At 67.2% G+C, this 14,974-nt stretch carries 11 protein-coding genes and 1 pseudogene; 2 read left to right on the forward strand and 10 right to left on the reverse strand.

Annotated features, from left to right (window positions below; all coding sequences use genetic code 11):
* Positions 1 to 56 precede the first annotated feature (56 nt).
* The 8 genes and pseudogenes from AB0N24_RS14820 to AB0N24_RS14855 all read right to left on the reverse strand — a co-directional run bounded on the left by AB0N24_RS14820 (position 57) and on the right by AB0N24_RS14855 (position 10,078).
* Positions 57 to 1,442, reverse strand: a complete 1,386-nt coding sequence (locus tag AB0N24_RS14820) for a DUF3100 domain-containing protein (RefSeq protein WP_364125567.1) — start codon at positions 1,440 to 1,442, stop codon at positions 57 to 59.
* Complete coding sequence (locus AB0N24_RS14825; RefSeq protein WP_364125569.1) at positions 1,439 to 2,662, reverse strand: amidohydrolase; 1,224 nt, start codon at positions 2,660 to 2,662, stop codon at positions 1,439 to 1,441. The genes AB0N24_RS14820 and AB0N24_RS14825 overlap by 4 nt, the downstream gene beginning before the upstream one ends.
* Before the next feature lie 56 nt (positions 2,663 to 2,718).
* Positions 2,719 to 4,266 carry an aldehyde dehydrogenase family protein gene (locus AB0N24_RS14830; protein WP_364125571.1) on the reverse strand — a complete coding sequence of 516 codons (1,548 nt, stop codon included), beginning with the start codon at positions 4,264 to 4,266 and terminating at the stop codon, positions 2,719 to 2,721.
* Between the two features lie 10 nt (positions 4,267 to 4,276).
* Positions 4,277 to 5,221 (reverse strand): annotated as a pseudogene (locus tag AB0N24_RS14835) (NAD(P)-dependent oxidoreductase); the annotation flags it as partial.
* 73 nt (positions 5,222 to 5,294) lie between these two features.
* Complete coding sequence (locus AB0N24_RS14840; RefSeq protein WP_364125574.1) at positions 5,295 to 6,188, reverse strand: MurR/RpiR family transcriptional regulator; 894 nt, start codon at positions 6,186 to 6,188, stop codon at positions 5,295 to 5,297.
* Between the two features lie 99 nt (positions 6,189 to 6,287).
* Positions 6,288 to 8,162, reverse strand: coding sequence for a Na+/H+ antiporter (locus tag AB0N24_RS14845; protein ID WP_364125577.1), 1,875 nt, complete (start codon positions 8,160 to 8,162; stop codon positions 6,288 to 6,290).
* Between the two features lie 67 nt (positions 8,163 to 8,229).
* Entirely contained in the window at positions 8,230 to 9,471 is a 1,242-nt protein-coding gene (locus tag AB0N24_RS14850) for an NYN domain-containing protein (RefSeq protein WP_364125579.1), read from the reverse strand.
* 4 nt (positions 9,472 to 9,475) lie between these two features.
* The gene (locus tag AB0N24_RS14855; protein ID WP_364125582.1) at positions 9,476 to 10,078 is read right to left on the reverse strand and encodes a TetR/AcrR family transcriptional regulator; all 603 of its coding nucleotides are present in this window, start codon (positions 10,076 to 10,078) and stop codon (positions 9,476 to 9,478) included.
* A gap of 92 nt (positions 10,079 to 10,170) precedes the next feature.
* Between AB0N24_RS14855 and AB0N24_RS14860 the strand changes: the two genes are divergently transcribed.
* Positions 10,171 to 11,394 (forward strand): MFS transporter, encoded by a 1,224-nt coding sequence (locus tag AB0N24_RS14860; RefSeq protein ID WP_364125585.1) that lies wholly within the window; start codon positions 10,171 to 10,173, stop codon positions 11,392 to 11,394.
* A gap of 103 nt (positions 11,395 to 11,497) precedes the next feature.
* Here AB0N24_RS14860 and AB0N24_RS14865 read toward each other — a convergent pair whose 3' ends face one another.
* The gene (locus AB0N24_RS14865; protein WP_364125588.1) at positions 11,498 to 12,358 is read right to left on the reverse strand and encodes a carbon-nitrogen hydrolase family protein; all 861 of its coding nucleotides are present in this window, start codon (positions 12,356 to 12,358) and stop codon (positions 11,498 to 11,500) included.
* Positions 12,359 to 13,903, reverse strand: coding sequence for an APC family permease (locus AB0N24_RS14870; RefSeq protein ID WP_364125590.1), 1,545 nt, complete (start codon positions 13,901 to 13,903; stop codon positions 12,359 to 12,361).
* Between the two features lie 115 nt (positions 13,904 to 14,018).
* Between AB0N24_RS14870 and AB0N24_RS14875 the strand changes: the two genes are divergently transcribed.
* Complete coding sequence (locus tag AB0N24_RS14875) at positions 14,019 to 14,639, forward strand: TetR family transcriptional regulator C-terminal domain-containing protein (protein ID WP_364125593.1); 621 nt, start codon at positions 14,019 to 14,021, stop codon at positions 14,637 to 14,639.
* The last annotated feature ends 335 nt before the right edge of the window (positions 14,640 to 14,974 follow it).

Below are 14,974 nucleotides of genomic sequence, written 5' to 3' on the forward strand. Positions count from 1 at the left end.
GGCGGGAGGTTCCGCCGTCGTCGTCCGCGGTGTTTGCCGCTTGTGGCGGCGGCTTTTTAGTGCCAGAGCCCCAGTGCGAACTCGGCGATCGTGGTGGAGAGCAGGAAGGACGCCGTGATGGCGACCAGGCCGACGGGAATGATCTTCCAGCCGATGTTTTTCAGCAGCGGGATGTCCTTGCCGAGTGACAGGCCGGCCAGGGTCAGCATGACGGTGGCGATGGACAGGAAGTCAACGGTTTTCACCATCGCGTTGAGCGGCTCGGCCCCGAAGAACCACGGGCTCGAGATGTAAGCCCCGATGGTGGTGATGAACACGATCGCGGAGATCTTCCGGGTGATCCTGGCCAGGAGAAGGCTGAAGAGCACCAGGGCCAGCAGGATGGCGTAGCCGCCGACGATGGACCAACTGAATCCCTTGGCCGCGATCGAGGCCGTGGCCACGCCGAGGACTGTCAGGACCGAAAGGGAGAGCCAGAGCGGCAGCGTGATGGTTGCCGACGAGGCGGCGACCTGTTCCCGGAACTTCCGGTTGGCGTCGGCCTGGGCTGTTTCCCGGTCGATGTCTGCCTGCGTCCTTTCGGCGGGGGCGCCCGTCGCTCCCGCTGTGGCCAGTGCGGTTTCGCGGACCGTCTGCTTGCGGGTCAGGAACCGGTAGAAACGGTCGGCGAGCGGCAGGGCCACATAGATCCCGACGTACACGCCCAGGACCGTGGTGATCAGGTTGGAGATGGCGGCCATGGCGAGGATGGCCTCCTGGTCGCCGGGGTAGGCGCCGATGATGCTGGCTGCGGAGGCGGCCATCATCGAGCCGGAACCCACGCCCGCACCCATCGCCAGGGCCAGGGGGTCGAACAGCTTCCAGTTGGCCACGAGCGAGGTCAGCAGCGTGATGAACACGGCGCCGAAGAGGGTGCCGAAGACATACATGGCAAGGACGCCGCGGTACTGGTCGGAGTCGGGGCCGTACTTTTCGGAGACCATGGCGAAGGAGGGCTCGCGGTCCAGGGAGAAGGTGGCACCGACAGTTGCCTTGCCCATTCGCAGCAGGACGGCCAGCGGGAGTGCCAGTGCAACGGTTCCGAGCAGATGGCCGATCTCCTGCAGGAGCAGCGCCGGCCCGGCCTTGATGAGGCTGGGGAGGCTGGGGCCGATGTTGAACGCAAGCCGGGCCACCAGCAGGAACACCGCCACGCCCACCAGGGCTGCCGCCACCCGCTGGAGGTCCAGTCCGAGGGGCTTGAACTTCTGGACCGAGACGAGAAGGCCGAGGATGAGGCCCCAGACCATGGGGAAGATGATGATCGAACCGATGCCCAGATCGATCTTCAGCTGGCCGATGAGCTGGACGGTGACGGCGATGGCGAGGGCCAGCGCCGCAACGGGAAGTGTCAGCTTGGTTCCGGCCCTGGTGACCGGAGCGGTTGTGGTGCTGGTACTCATGGTGTGACTTCCTGTGGGTTGGGGCGGCTGAACGCGGCACCGGTGAACCGCTCGCGTTCTGTGGGGTTGGTGGCGGCGGCTGCGACGGTCCATGCCAGGGCAAGGGCCGCCTCGAACATGACCGCATATGCCTCCGGGGTGTCCGCCAGGGCGGCGAAGGCGTGGGAGTGGATCGGCACGTCAGCGCCCGGGATGCTCAGCCAGGGGTGCAGGCTAGGGATGACCTGGGAAATGTTTCCCATGTCCGTGGAGCCGCCGCTGAGGCCGGCGGAGGGCGAGGTGTCCTTGCCGAAGGAGTCCATCGCACTGGTCCAGTGGGCCGCGAGGGCATCGTCCTGGACCAGGGGTTCGTACAGCGGTTCCGTGGCTTCAATGGTCAGTTGCGTCCCGGTGGCCAGGGCGGCGCCCTCGAAGCAGCGGCGCACGCGTTCCAGCAGCGCTTCGTACTCCGGCAGGGTGAAGGCGCGGCATTCGAAGTTCACCACGGCCCGCTCCGGAATGATGTTGGTGACGTGCCCGGCCTCGGCGACGTACAGGGCAATCCTGTGGTCGCCGGGGATCTGCTGCCTGAGCAGGCCGACGGCAACCTGGCTCAGCACCGCGGCGTCGGCGGCGTTCACGGCCTGGTGCGGAGCGGCCGCTGCGTGCGCGGCCTTGCCGGTGAACGTTGCCTGGTACCGCCCCACGGCCTGGGCGCTGGTCCCCGCCGGGTTGTAGGTCAGGCCGTCCTGGACCGGGTGAACCATGAGTGCCAGGCCGACGCCGTCGAAACCGCCGCGTTCCAGCATGAGGACCTTGCCGCCGCCGTGCTCTTCGGCCGGCGTGCCGATGGCCTTGAGGGTGATGCCCAGTTCATCGGCCAGCGGAGCCAGCGCCAGTGCGGCAGCAACCGAGGCCCCGGCGATCAGGTTGTGCCCGCACGCGTGGCCGATCTGGGGGAGCGCGTCATACTCGACGCACAGCGCGACGACGAGGTCACCGCTGCCGGCGGTCGCCGTGAAAGCGGTGGGCAGGCCGCAGCTCCCGCGTTCTACCGTGAAGCCGCCCTCTTCGAGCAGCGTGGCGGCCGCCTCCGCGGAACGGGTTTCCTCGAAGGAAATTTCGGGGTTGGCGTGCATGCCCCTGGCCATGACGTGGACGCTCGGTTTCCACCGGTCCACTCCCTCGCTGAGCTCAGTTCTCAACGCATCGGCGGGTCTGGATGTGTCTGTAAGGTCCACGGGTCTCTGCCTTGCTTGTCGGAAGGGGCTAGTAGGAAGGGGCTGGTAGGAAGGGGCTAGTAGGAAAGGGAAGGGAAGGGGGCGCCGGCCGCCCGGGTGGGCACCCAGATCGCCTTGGTCTGCGTGTACTCGTCCAGCACGCCGGGACCGGAGGACCGCCCGTGGCCCGAGTCGCCGAAGCCGCCGAACGGGACGGCCACGTGGATGGTCTTGTACGAGTTGATCCAGAACGTTCCGGCCCGGACCGAACGCGCCACGTGGTGGGCCCGGGAAACGTCCGAGGTCCACACGGCTCCCGCCAGGCCGAAACTGGTGCTGTTGGCCCGGGCGATTGCCTCGGCCTCGGTGTCGAAGGCATCCGCGCCGACCACCGGGCCGAAAACCTCGGTGGTCTCCAGACGGTTCTGCGGCGTCACGCCGTCCAGCAGGGTGGGCATCACCCAGTGGCCACCGGCCAGGGCTGAGTCAGCGAGATGGGACGGAAGCGCGGATCCGGTGATCCGGCGCCCGCCGTCCTGCACGCCGGCGTCGATGAGGGAGTTGACGGTGGCGAACTGCTGGGCCGTGATGATGGGGCCCACCTCGGTGTCGGCGCTCAGCGGATCCCCGACCCGGAGGCGGCCGGCCCGGTCCGCGACCAGCTCCACGAACCTGTCGTGCACACTCCGTTCCACGAGGAGCCGGGACCCTGCCACGCAGGACTGCCCCGCCCCCGAAAAGATGGCCGAAACGGCGCCGTCTGCCGCCCGCTCGAGGTCGGCGTCGGCGAACACGATGTTGGCGGACTTGCCGCCGAGTTCCAGCAGGGCCGGAATGCCGGCCTGGGCGGCGGCCACCGCGACGCGGCGACCGGTGGGCACGGAGCCGATGAAGCTGACTTTGCCCACGCGGCGGTCCGATGTGAGGGCTGCGCCGACCGTCTGGCCGAGGCCGGGGGCGACATTGAAAACACCGTCCGGCAGTCCGGCTTCGTGGGCCAGCTGCGCCACCCGGATGGTGGACGCCGGTGTGAACTCGCTGGGCTTGATGATCACGGCGTTGCCGGCGGCCAGGGGTGCGGCGGAGTTCCAGCCAGCGGTGAACATCGGTGCGTTCCAGGGCGTGATGGCCACGACGACGCCCCACGGCACCCGCTCGGTGTAGGTGTGCCAGGATCCGGGCACGGGGATGGTCTGCCCGGTGAGCTTGTCCGCCCAGCCGGAGTAGTAGCCGAACATTTCGGCGACCTTGGCGGCTTCCACCCGGGCATCGCGGATGGGTTTTCCGGTGGTGGCCGATTCCAGGATGGCCAGTTCTTCGGCGTGGGCCTCCAACGTGCGGCTGACGTTCCGGAGGATGGCCGCGCGCTCGAATCCGTTGAGTGCGCCCCAGGCCGCGGCCCCGCGGACGGAGCTTTCCAGGATGTCCCGGGCTCCTTCGGCGCCCGGATCGGCGTAGGTGGCGAAGGGCGCGCCGGTGGCGGCGGCGGTCAGCGTGATGCTTTCCCCGTTGCCGGGCACCACCTTGCCGTCGATGAAGGCGCCGAGGCCGCCGGGGAAAGCCGCGTCGAGGACGGCGCGGGCGGTGTCCGTCGAGGAGGACATGGGTGCTGTGGTGATTGTCATGCGGGGGTCCTTAATCGCGGTGTGGGGTGGCTGCGGCCACGGTGGTGGGAGCGCCGGCACGGGTGATGGCGGGTGCAACCATGCGGGCTATTTCGGTGAAGTCGGCTGCAGGGCCGAGGGCGGCCAGGGCTTCCTGCCATTGGCCGACGACGGCGGTGAGCAGGGCGGGGTTCTCGCCCTTTTGGCGGGCAACGTCCACCGCCAGGGCGGCGTCGCGGGCCATAAGGCCCAGGGCGAAGCCGGAATCGTGGGTCCCGGAGAGCACCCAGTTGGGGTACATGTTGGCGGAGACTTTGCTGCCGCCGGAGGCTGCGCTGATGCTGGCCGCGGCGGTGCCCGGATCGATGCCGTAGGCCTTCGCGACGGCGAGGGCTTCGCCCACGGCCACGAGGTTGGCGGCGGCCAGGACGTTGTTCAGCAGCTTGACGACGTTGCCGCTGCCCGGGCCGCCGATGTGGCTGTATTTTCCGCCGGTCAGTGCGTTCAGTACGGGTTCGGCGGCTGCGAGGGCTGTTTCGCTGGCTCCGACGAAGGCGCTGAGGGATCCGGTGGCGGCGCCGTCCCTTCCGCCGGAAACGGGCGCATCCACGAACGCGGCGCCGTTCGACTCGGACAGGGCTGCCATCGCGGTGCTGGTGGCCGGTTCGGAGGTGGTGGTGTCAACGATGGCGACAATTCCGGGGACGCTGAACAGGCCGGGCACGGTGGCCTCGACAATCGCGGCCGACGGCAGGGACAGCACCACGTAAGACGTTCCGGCCAGCGCACTGGCGTCCGTCACGGTGGCGATGCCGCGTGCTTCCGCGGCCGCCCTGGCGGCTTCGGACGGGTCGAACCCTGTGACCTGCCAGCCGATGCGGTGCAGGGTGTCGGCCATGGCTCCACCCATCGAGCCGAGGCCGATGACGGCAATGCGGCGGTCGATGCTGGTGTTCATTGGATACTCCTTGGGGGATGTTGCTGAAGTTCGGAAGGGGTGGGACGGATGGACGGGCGGTGAAGGAGGAGCTCCTGGGCCTGGAATGCGCTTAGTCCAAGAAGATGTCCAGGTCTTTCCAGAGCTGCTGGGTCCGGCGGATGGTTTCGCGGCTGCGTTCGGGGTGGGCAGCCTCCATTCCGGTCAGCAGGCCGTAGACCGCCGAGTTGGCGGCGGTGACGGACTGGAAGAAGGAGATGCCTTCGGAGGCGACCACCAGCAGGTGGTCTGCGATCGTGGCCAGGCGGCCGCGTCGCATGTCGCTGATGGCCACGACCTTCACGCCGGCCCGGTGCGCCGCCTCTGCTGCGGCAATGATCTCGCGCATGGAGCGCCACATGTTGATCACCACCAGGACATCGCCGGGGCCCAGCCTGTTGACGCTGGAGGCGAGGTGGACCCCGCCGCGCGGCTCCAGGGTGATGGGGTAGCCCATGATGGTTCCCAGATGTGCCATGACGCTGGCCGGCCCGGCGAAGGAGCCCATGCCCACCACGGTGATCGACCGTGCCTCGGCCAGCGTCGCGATTGCTGACTGGGCCTCGTCGGCGGTGTTCGCGTCGAGGGTGAGGCGGAGATTTTCGATGTCGTGGTTCAACGCATCGTGGAGCGGGCTGCGGTGTGCACCGTGTTCCACCAGGGTGTCCTCGGTGGAGATCATCACCAGATTGCGGGCGCGCAGTTCGCGCTGGAGATCGGGCCAGCCGCGGTAGCCCAGGTGCTGTGCGGTCCGGACCACGGTGGAGTTGTTCACATCGGCACGTTGCGCGATCTCGGCGATGTCCGCGTAGGAGGACAGCTGCGGATTGCGCACGATGACCTCCACTACCCGGCCTTGGGCTTTGGTCAGGAGGACGTCCGGCAGGGCGTCGCCGAGCCAGGCGGATGCCGGATCGGAGGCGCCGTTGCTGCTGGCGGGATGACCGGGCGATGCCGAACTGGACACAGCGGGAACTCTTCTCTGTAATCTGGATCACTCTGCAATGACGTTTGCATCAAATGTACTATGCAATTCGGATTGCAGGAAGAGTTTTGTGTTTCCGGGTCACCCCAGCAGGTCGTCCTCGTAGCACCATCGCCAGTTTTCGCCGGGTTCGATGCTCCGCATCACCGGGTGGCCTGTCGACCCGAAGTGCCGGGAGGCGTGGTTTCCCGGGGAGGAATCACAGCAGCCCACGTTGCCGCAGTCCAGGCACATCCTGAGGTGTACCGTCGTCGTGCCTTCCAGTGCGCAGTCCGGGCAGAACGGGTCCGGCGGGACCTGCGGGTCCGCCGCGGACTCCAGATGGCCGCAGACGCCGCCCGGCCTCGCGATGCCCTCTCCGCCGCCCTCGCCGGAGGCGTCCAGCTCATCCAGCGAGGCGTCGAGCATCGATTCCTCGACGTCCAGCCGGTCCAGGACTTCACTGAGGACCTCGTGGGCGTACTGGCCGCCGCGCCGCAGTTCCAGGACCTTGGCCCGTTCGGCTTCCAGCATGGCGAGCCGCAGCTGGGCGTAGCGCTGGCTGGGCGTCGCCGCTTCCGACGTCGGGCGGCCCAGCCGTTCCCACGCCGCCAGCCCGCGCTCCTGGGTGCGCCGCTTCAGCATGGCGACGACCTCCGGCGGATCCTTGTCGGTGCGCATTTCCTGCAGCCGCTCCACGCCGGCGGCGGTGGCCAGCTGCATTAGGGAAGCCTGGTTCAGGGCGTCCTCACGCTGGTCCGGGCCCCTGACCCGCAGGAGCCGGACCAGCGGCGGCAAGGTGAACCCCTGCAGCGTGAGCGTCCCGGCGACCACCACCATGGCAGCCAGGATCAGCACGGATCGGTGCTCGAGGTCAGCGGGCAGCACCAGTACCGCCGCCAGAGTCACCACGCCGCGCATGCCCGCCCAGGACACAATTGCGGCGAACTGCCACGGCGGCGCAGGGTCGTTGCGCCGCACGGACGGGATCAGCCGGGGCAGGTACGTCGCGGGAAAGACCCAGACCGGCCGGAGCAGCAGCACCGCCAGCAGGATTACCGCGCAGCCCGCCCAGATGCGGGCCGCACCGAGGGAGTCATCCTGGACACCGTCGATGATGGTCCGGACCTGCAGCCCGATCAGCAGGAAAACGGAATTCTCCAGCAGGAACTGCACTGTGTTCCAGTTGCTGCGCTGGCTCAGGCGTGCGGCGCCGTTGGGCATGGACGGCGCCTTGGTTCCCATCACCAGCCCGGTAACAACGACGGCGAGGACACCGGAGGCATGGATCGCTTCGGCCGGCAAGTAGGCGACGAACGGCGCCATCAGCGACGTCGACGTGTTGATGGCGATGTTCCGGATCCGTTTGCGGAGCTGGGTCAGCACGTAGGCCGCGGCCAGGCCGACCACCAGGCCGCCGCCGGCCGCGAGAATGAATCCACCGGCGATTCCGGCGGCGGACACGGACCCCGCGATGGCGGCGATCGCAGCGCGGAGGCAGACCAGGGCGGTGGCATCGTTGACCAGTGACTCGCCCTCGAGGATGGTGACAATCCGGCGCGGCATCCCCACCTTCCGCGCGATGGCGGTCGCAGCCACCGCATCCGGCGGCGCCACCACGGCGCCGAGGGCGATGGCGGCGGCAAGCGGAATCTCCGGAAAAAGCCACCAGACCACGTAGCCCACGGTGATGGTGCCGAAAATGACGTAGCCAACCGAGAGGAGCCCGATGGCGCGGCGGTTGGAGCCGAAGTCGAACAGCGAGGTCCGCAGCGCCGCGGCATAGAGCAGCGGCGGCAGCAGGCCCACGAGGACCAGCTCCGGGTTGAGGTCGATAGGCGGAACGAACGGGAGGAAAGAACCGGCGACGCCGGCCAGCACCAGCAGCAGCGGCACCGAAACGTTGAGTTTCCTGCCCAACGCACTGCCGGCACAAACCACCGCCACGAGAACAAGCAGTCCCAGGGCGACTTCCATTCAGCCATTCTTTCAGGCGCGAGGGCCGATCCACCCGATGGAGCTCAACGGATCTGGGAGCCCGCCGTTAGGCAGCCACAAAACCGCCGCTGGCCCAGCGCCGCAGGGCCAGCCTTTCGGCGTCGTCGAACTCCATCAGTGCCACCCGGCACAGTTCCTCCACGTCGTCCGTCCACGCTGCAGCCAGCTCTTCCGCCGTCGCAGTGTCAGTGAGCTGGAAATCGACGTATCCCAGGCCCTGGATGACAAAGTTCACGGCGCCGCGGGACACCGGCTGACCGGCGGTGACACAGTCATCCCTGACAAGCTTTGCCAGCTCGTTGCGGGAGACCGGTTCCTCACGGAGCCTGGCCGCCATCGCCAGGAACAACTGCCGGAACTGGGCTGCGGAGAGTGCGGGCACATCGGTGACCCTGGCAACCCGTTCTTCAATGCCGGATTCGGCCTCTGCTTCGGCGGGCAGGTCGTCGCTGGAAAACCTCTGCGCGTCCCAGACCCAGCCGCCGCGCGTAGCCGTGTATTCAACACCCTGGCCGATCTGGGCGACCCAGGTTCCGAACTTCCCGTAGCCGCCCCAGTCCGTTTTCAGGGAGGGATCGGCTGTGAGTGCCCGGTGGGCCACCATTGCCCCGACGACCGGGCCCGGTGCAGTCCGGACGAAGTCGCAGACCTCCTTGACCGCGGCGGAAACGGTCTTTGCCCGGGGCTTCGCCTTCGGAGCCCCCTCCGCCCGCTGCGGCTGGACGGATGCCACCGCGTGGATCGGTTCCACCGTGGTGCCGTTCAGGATGGCCACAAAGTCGTGGGACTCCACCACGTTGTCCGCCATCTCGCGGTATGCGAAGGCTACGGCGCCGGCGGCGATCACCGTGGTCATCTTGTCGGCGGCCCGGAATCGCTGGATCAGTGATGTGAAGTCGGCGTCGGCCGAGGCGATGAAGAACTCGTCGATGCCGCCGCTCCCGGAGAGTGTGTCCATTGCGTCCAGCACAAGGTTGATGTCGGTGCTGCTCTTTCCGCGTTGCGTCAGCGACGGGCAGTCGATCACGCGAAAACCCGCACGCGTCCAGTACGTCCGGTACTTCGAGTACACCACCGGATTCAGGTAGCAGTTGCGGATCAGGAAGCGCCGGGCGCTCTCGCCCGAGCCCGCGGCGGACAACGCGTCCGCCCAGTGCTTGGGGTCTTCCGCGAACCGCTTCGCCGCCGCCGGATCGAGGGCCTGCAGGCCCGTAAAAACGTTGTCGAAGTCAACAAACATGGCAGCCCGGATGCCGGGCCGCCGGGAGGGGGAGCGCGCGTCTTTCATTGGCTTAGTGTGCCAGCAACCCGGGGCACGTGGGAGCTTTTTCTGCAACGCGCCAGCTGTCCGCCAGCAGCCCCGAGACCAGGCCGGCGGCATACCCTGCCGTCGGGCGTTCGCGGGTGAAGAGGATGCGGTAGAGGATCGGCGCAACCACGCGGTCGAGGACGTCATCTGTCGCCGGAGCGTGCGCCGCCGGGAACCTCTGGACAATGATCGAGACTGAGTCTGCGGCATAGCGCGAGCAGATCCCCGCGTTGTCTCCGGTGGCATCGCCGGCAAGCACATCCGCCACATACGACCGCCCGGGTCCGGAGGCCATCTCTTCCCGGAACTGTTCCGCCCAGGCGGCGAGGTCGCCTTCGAGGGAGCCGGTTTCGGCAGGCGGCTCGGTCTGGCGGAACCGGTCGGCCGCCACATCCGAAAGCAGCGCGGGAAGATCACCCCAGCGGCGGTAGATGGTGGTCGGGTTCACTCCCGCCCGCGCCGCGATAGCGGGAATGGTGAGGTCATCGCGGCTTGTGGCAGCAAGCAGTTCCTTGGTCGCCGTATGGACGGCCTCTTGGATGCGGGCGCTGCGGCCGCCGGGGCGGGAGCCATCGAGGGGTGTCATTCGTCCATGCTAACGCAAACCAGTTGCTTTTGCGGTCAATCGATCATAGGTTGGTATAAAAGCAAACGGTTTGCTTTTGAGAGGTGTTGTTCGTGACCACAGAATATCTTCCCCTATCCGCAGCGCCAGCCAAGGTTCCTTTTCCCGCCAGAATGGACGCCCGGGCGGCGGTTGTGGTGCAGGTGCTGATGTCCGCCGCATTCCTGGCGGCGTCCAGTGCGCCAACGCCGCTCTACGCCATGTACCAGGAGCAGCTGCATCTGACGCAGTTCACCGTGACGGTTGTCTTCGCCGCGTATGCGCTGGCTCTTCTGGCCGCGCTCCTGGTCATCGGCTCGCTGTCCGACCATCTGGGTAGGCGTGCCGTCATTCTTGGCGCCCTGGCTCTGGAAACGGCAGCCATGATCGTCTTCGCCGTCTCCGGCAACGCCGCAGAACTTATCTCAGCCCGCATCCTGCAAGGCGTCGCCACGGGGGCGGCGACGGCGGCCCTCGGTGCGGCGCTCGCGGATCTTGCCCCGCGGCGTGCCCCTCTGGTGAACAGCGTGGCACCGATCATCGGCATGGCCGTGGGTGCGCTCGGCTCCGCAGCCCTGGCAGCTTCGGCTCCTGCCCCCGCCATGGAAGTTTTCGTGATTCTGATTGCGGTGTTCGCCCTGCTGCTGGTAGCCGCGCTCTTTCTGCCGGAGTCGGCGGTACGGCGTCCGGGTGCCCTGAAGTCCCTGCGGATCAGCGTGTTCGTCCCGCCCGCTGCCCGCAAGGCACTCCTGGTCGCGTCCCCGGCGCTCATCGCCGTGTGGGCCATCGGTGGTTTTATGTTGTCCCTTGGCCCAAGCCTCGCGCGGGTACAGACCGGCTCCGCCTCACCCATGGTGGGAGGCTGGCTGGTATTCGCGCTGACCTCCAGCGGAGCCGTGGCCGTCTTCACCTTCGGCCGCCGCCCGGCGGCGCGGGTCCTGGTGGGTGGCGCGGCTGCCCTCCTTTCCGGCGTCGCGGTCACCCTTGGCGCCGTGGTCGCCGGCCAGCCGGTCCTCTTGTTCCTCGGCGTCGTTGTGGCGGGGGCAGGCTTCGGAACAGGGTTCCAGGGCGCCATGCGGACGGTAATGCCGCTCGCCAAGGCGTCCGAACGGGCCTCGCTGCTGTCCACGGTCTATGTCATCAGCTACCTCGCGATGAGCGTTCCGGCCATCGCGGCCGGGCTGCTCGCATCACTGTGGGGAATCGAGCTGACAGCAATCGTGGTGGGCGGCATCGTTATCGCCCTCTCGGCTTTGGCCCTCGGCGGCATGCTGCGCCAGTCCAAGGCGGAAGGATGAGCCGCATCGGGCCGGGCCGAACGCTTTATGGGGAACGCGCCCACAGCAAGCGGACGACGGCGGGAGGTCCCGCCGTCGTCCGCCCGCCGTTGCCGGTGGTGCTTTAGCTCCATTCGGGCGGCTGGAAGCTCGCTCCACCGAACATGGGATAGGCGAGGATGCCGCGCTGGTCCTTGAGCTGGGACCAGGGTTTGTTGATTCCGAACGTCCCGTAGCGCCGGGCCTGAGTCACCCGGTCCAGGTCCAGGACGCCGTAAAGGATCTCCTCCCCGCCCCGGGCATGCTGCATGATGGTGCCCTCCGGGTCCACGATGACGCTTTCGCCGACCCCTGAAGGGTCCGCGCCGTTGACGTTCACCACGAAGACCTGGTTGACGAAGGCATTCGCCCGGGACATGACCACTTCCATTTCCCGGTCCCGCGTGGTGGTGAGGGTCGGCTGGATGATCACCTCGGCCCCAAGCCAGGCCAGCTGCCGGGAGACCTCAGGGAAGCTGCCGTCGAAACAGATCGCCAGGCCCACGCGGCCCTTGCCGGGGATATCGAACGTCACGAACGAGTCCCCTGGTGTTGTTGTCTCAAACGGGCGCCAGGGGAAAAGCTTCCGGTAGCGGGCAACGATCTCACCGTCGGGTGAAACGGCGATGGCCGTGTTGTAGGTGGACCCGTTGTGCTCCTCCAATAGCGATCCCGGTACAAGCCAGACGCCAAGCCGCCGGGCAAGCCCGGTGATCCGTCCGGTGAGGTCGCTGGGAATGGGGGCAGCCGACCGGGTGTCCGCGGCGGGGTCCGGCTGGAGGAATTCGCCGGGCGCGGAGAGCAGCAGCTCCGGAGCCACGATGACGTCGACTTCCGGGCCCAGGTCCTTCGCGCACTCGGCCTGCCGGACGAAGCGCTGCCAGGTGGCTTCGACGTCGTAGGGGACCGACTTGGTCTGGATGGCTGCTACGGACAGGACTCGCATTTATGCCTCAGTTTCGCTGGTGAGAATGGTGGCCAGTTCGGCCCGGGTGGTGACGTTGCCGCGCGGGATGGTTTCCGCCGAGAAGAATTCCCGGAACCGGGTTCGCAGCAGGGCGGTGACGATCGCGCCGATGACCAGGGCGCCGACGCCGGTCCAGAACACTGTTCCTATGCCCAGCCAGGAGAGCCCCACGTACTCGGGGGAGTACATGTCGAGGGCGCTCAGGACGAATGCCGCGATCATCATGGCTGCGCCGACGGCCGGCAGGATGCCTTTCATCAGGAGCGAAGCGGCAGACGTCCGCATCTGCGGGGCGAAATACACCACGCAGGCGAGGGCCGTTGCGGCGTAGTACGCGGCGATGAGCAGTCCGATCGACAGGACGGCGAAGCCGATGAAGTCCGCTGCGATGGCCGTCAGCCCAACGGTCATGCCGACGCTCAGCAGCGCCCACCAGAGGATCGAGGTTGTGGGTGTGCCGCGGGCGGGGTCCATTTTGGTGGTGGCGCCGGGGAGGGCACGGTAGGTACCCATGCTGAGCCAGGAGCGCGGCGTGCTGACGGCCACGGTCATGAGTGCGGCCAGAGCGGATAAGCCGACGGCGAGGATGATGATCTGGCCGAAAACGGTCCCGGTTGCCTGCGGGCCGAGCACGGAGAGTACGTCCGAGACAGTCCCCGGATCGGTGATGCCGGCGACGCCCGCAAAGCCGACAGCCGCCACGGCCGTGACCACATAGAACACAAGCAGGATGGTGGTGGTGATGACGACGGCGCGTCCCGGGGTGCTTTTGCGGTTGGTGGTTTCCTCGTTGACGGCGATCAGCGCGTCCCATCCCCAGTAGATGAACAGGCACAGAATCACGCCCGAGACGAGTCCCGAGGCGTCGCCGAAGGCGAAGGGATTCAGCCAGTCGAGGCTTGGCGGTTCGGCGCCGTCGAGTGTGCCGCTGGCGGCGATTGCGGTGAACGCGCCGACGCAGAAGCCGCTAAGCGCCACGAGTTGCAATCCGATGAGGGCGTACTGGAGCCAGGCCGAAAGCTCGATGCCGCGCGCCGAAACGACTGCGCTCAGGCCGATGAGGCTGCAGGCAATGAGGGCCACCAGGATGGGCTGTTCGGCGACTGCACCGAGGCCCAGGAACTGCAGGAGGTACGTGGCCGCCACCTGCGCAAGGGCTGCCGTGGCAATGAAGGTAGCGATCTGGGGAACCCAGCCGCCGAGGAACCAGCCGGCGCGGGGTCCGAAGACGCGGGTGATCCAGACGAAGACCCCTCCGCAGTCCGGCATCTCCTTGTTCAGCTCCCGGAAGGCGAAGGCCGTGAACAGGATGGGGACGAACCCGAGGAGGAAAGCGGCGGGGGTATGCACGCCAACGGCAAGGACGACGAAGCCCAGCGTGACGGCCAGGCTGTAGGCCGGAGCTACGGCGGCCAGGCCCAGGGCGACGGTGGGGCCGATGCCGATTGACCCTGCTTTCAGGCCCTTGGCGGAGGCCGGGGGTGTGGCGGTTTGGGGCGGAGGTTGGGGAACGGGGTGGGTCATGGAACTCCTCATTGAGTCAGGAAATTTGAATGACGTTCAAATTTGAATACCATTCAATATGTGACTAGGATCGTTGTCAATACCTGATCGCCAAAGAGAATGGGGCACCGAGTCGATGGCAGGTCCAACCAAGAAGGAGATTCGGCGGAGCCACATCCTCGTCGCGGCCCAGGCTGTGGCGGCCCGGGAAGGGGCGGGTGCTGCGACGCTCCGGGCAATTGCGTCCGAAGCGGGCATGGCCCCGAACGCCGTGCTGTATTACTTCGGGGGACTGGCTGAAATCGAGGCCGCGGCGGTGCAGGCGTCCTCGGACCGTTTCCTGCAAAGCCTGACGGATGCCGTCGATTCCGGCGCGGACCCCACTGCCAGGCTCGCGGCCGCGCTGCAGGCCGGCATCTCGGGCGGCCTGGAGGACGACGCCTCACGGATTCTCTACGAGTACTGGTCCCACTCCCTCCGGAACGCGGAACTTCGGCGCATCCAGGAGGAGTTCACCAGGGCGCAGCAGTCAAGCTACGAGGGCATCATTGCCGAAGGAATTGCCGCCGGCGAATTTCATCCTGTCCTGGAGCCGGCGGACATTGCCCGCATCATCGTCGCCCAGGAGGACGGGCTGGTCATGGACGTGCTGTCCGGGGTGGCGAGCAGCCGCGATGTTTTCGAGCTCAACGCGCGTCTCGCAGCGGTTCTCCTCGCCGTGGACCCCGCAAGGCTGCTCGAGCCCGCCCGAACGTAAGCGAACGGAAGCGGACGACGGCGGGAGTCCCGCCGTCGTCCGCTTCACGCCAGTCCTCAAAATGGGACGGAGCCCATTTGACTTGCATCACCTTGGTGGGGTTCGTAGCCTAGACCCCGCTTCCGCGCCCTGTAATGGTCGCGCGGTAGTGCGCCTGCTCAGCAAGAGTGGGTGGAGTCTGTATTTGGGGGAATTCAAATATTTGGGGGAATTCAAATGTTTTTAACAATTGGCGCTTGGAAACAAGCCTGTCGAGTAGTCGTTACAGTTGTGGCAGTAATTGCGGTCTTCTTGGCATCTGTCGGGCCTGCCAGTGCCGCCGGAGCGCGCACCGT

This window comes from Arthrobacter sp. NPDC093128, from assembly GCF_040683875.1.
GTDB lineage: Bacteria > Actinomycetota > Actinomycetes > Actinomycetales > Micrococcaceae > Arthrobacter.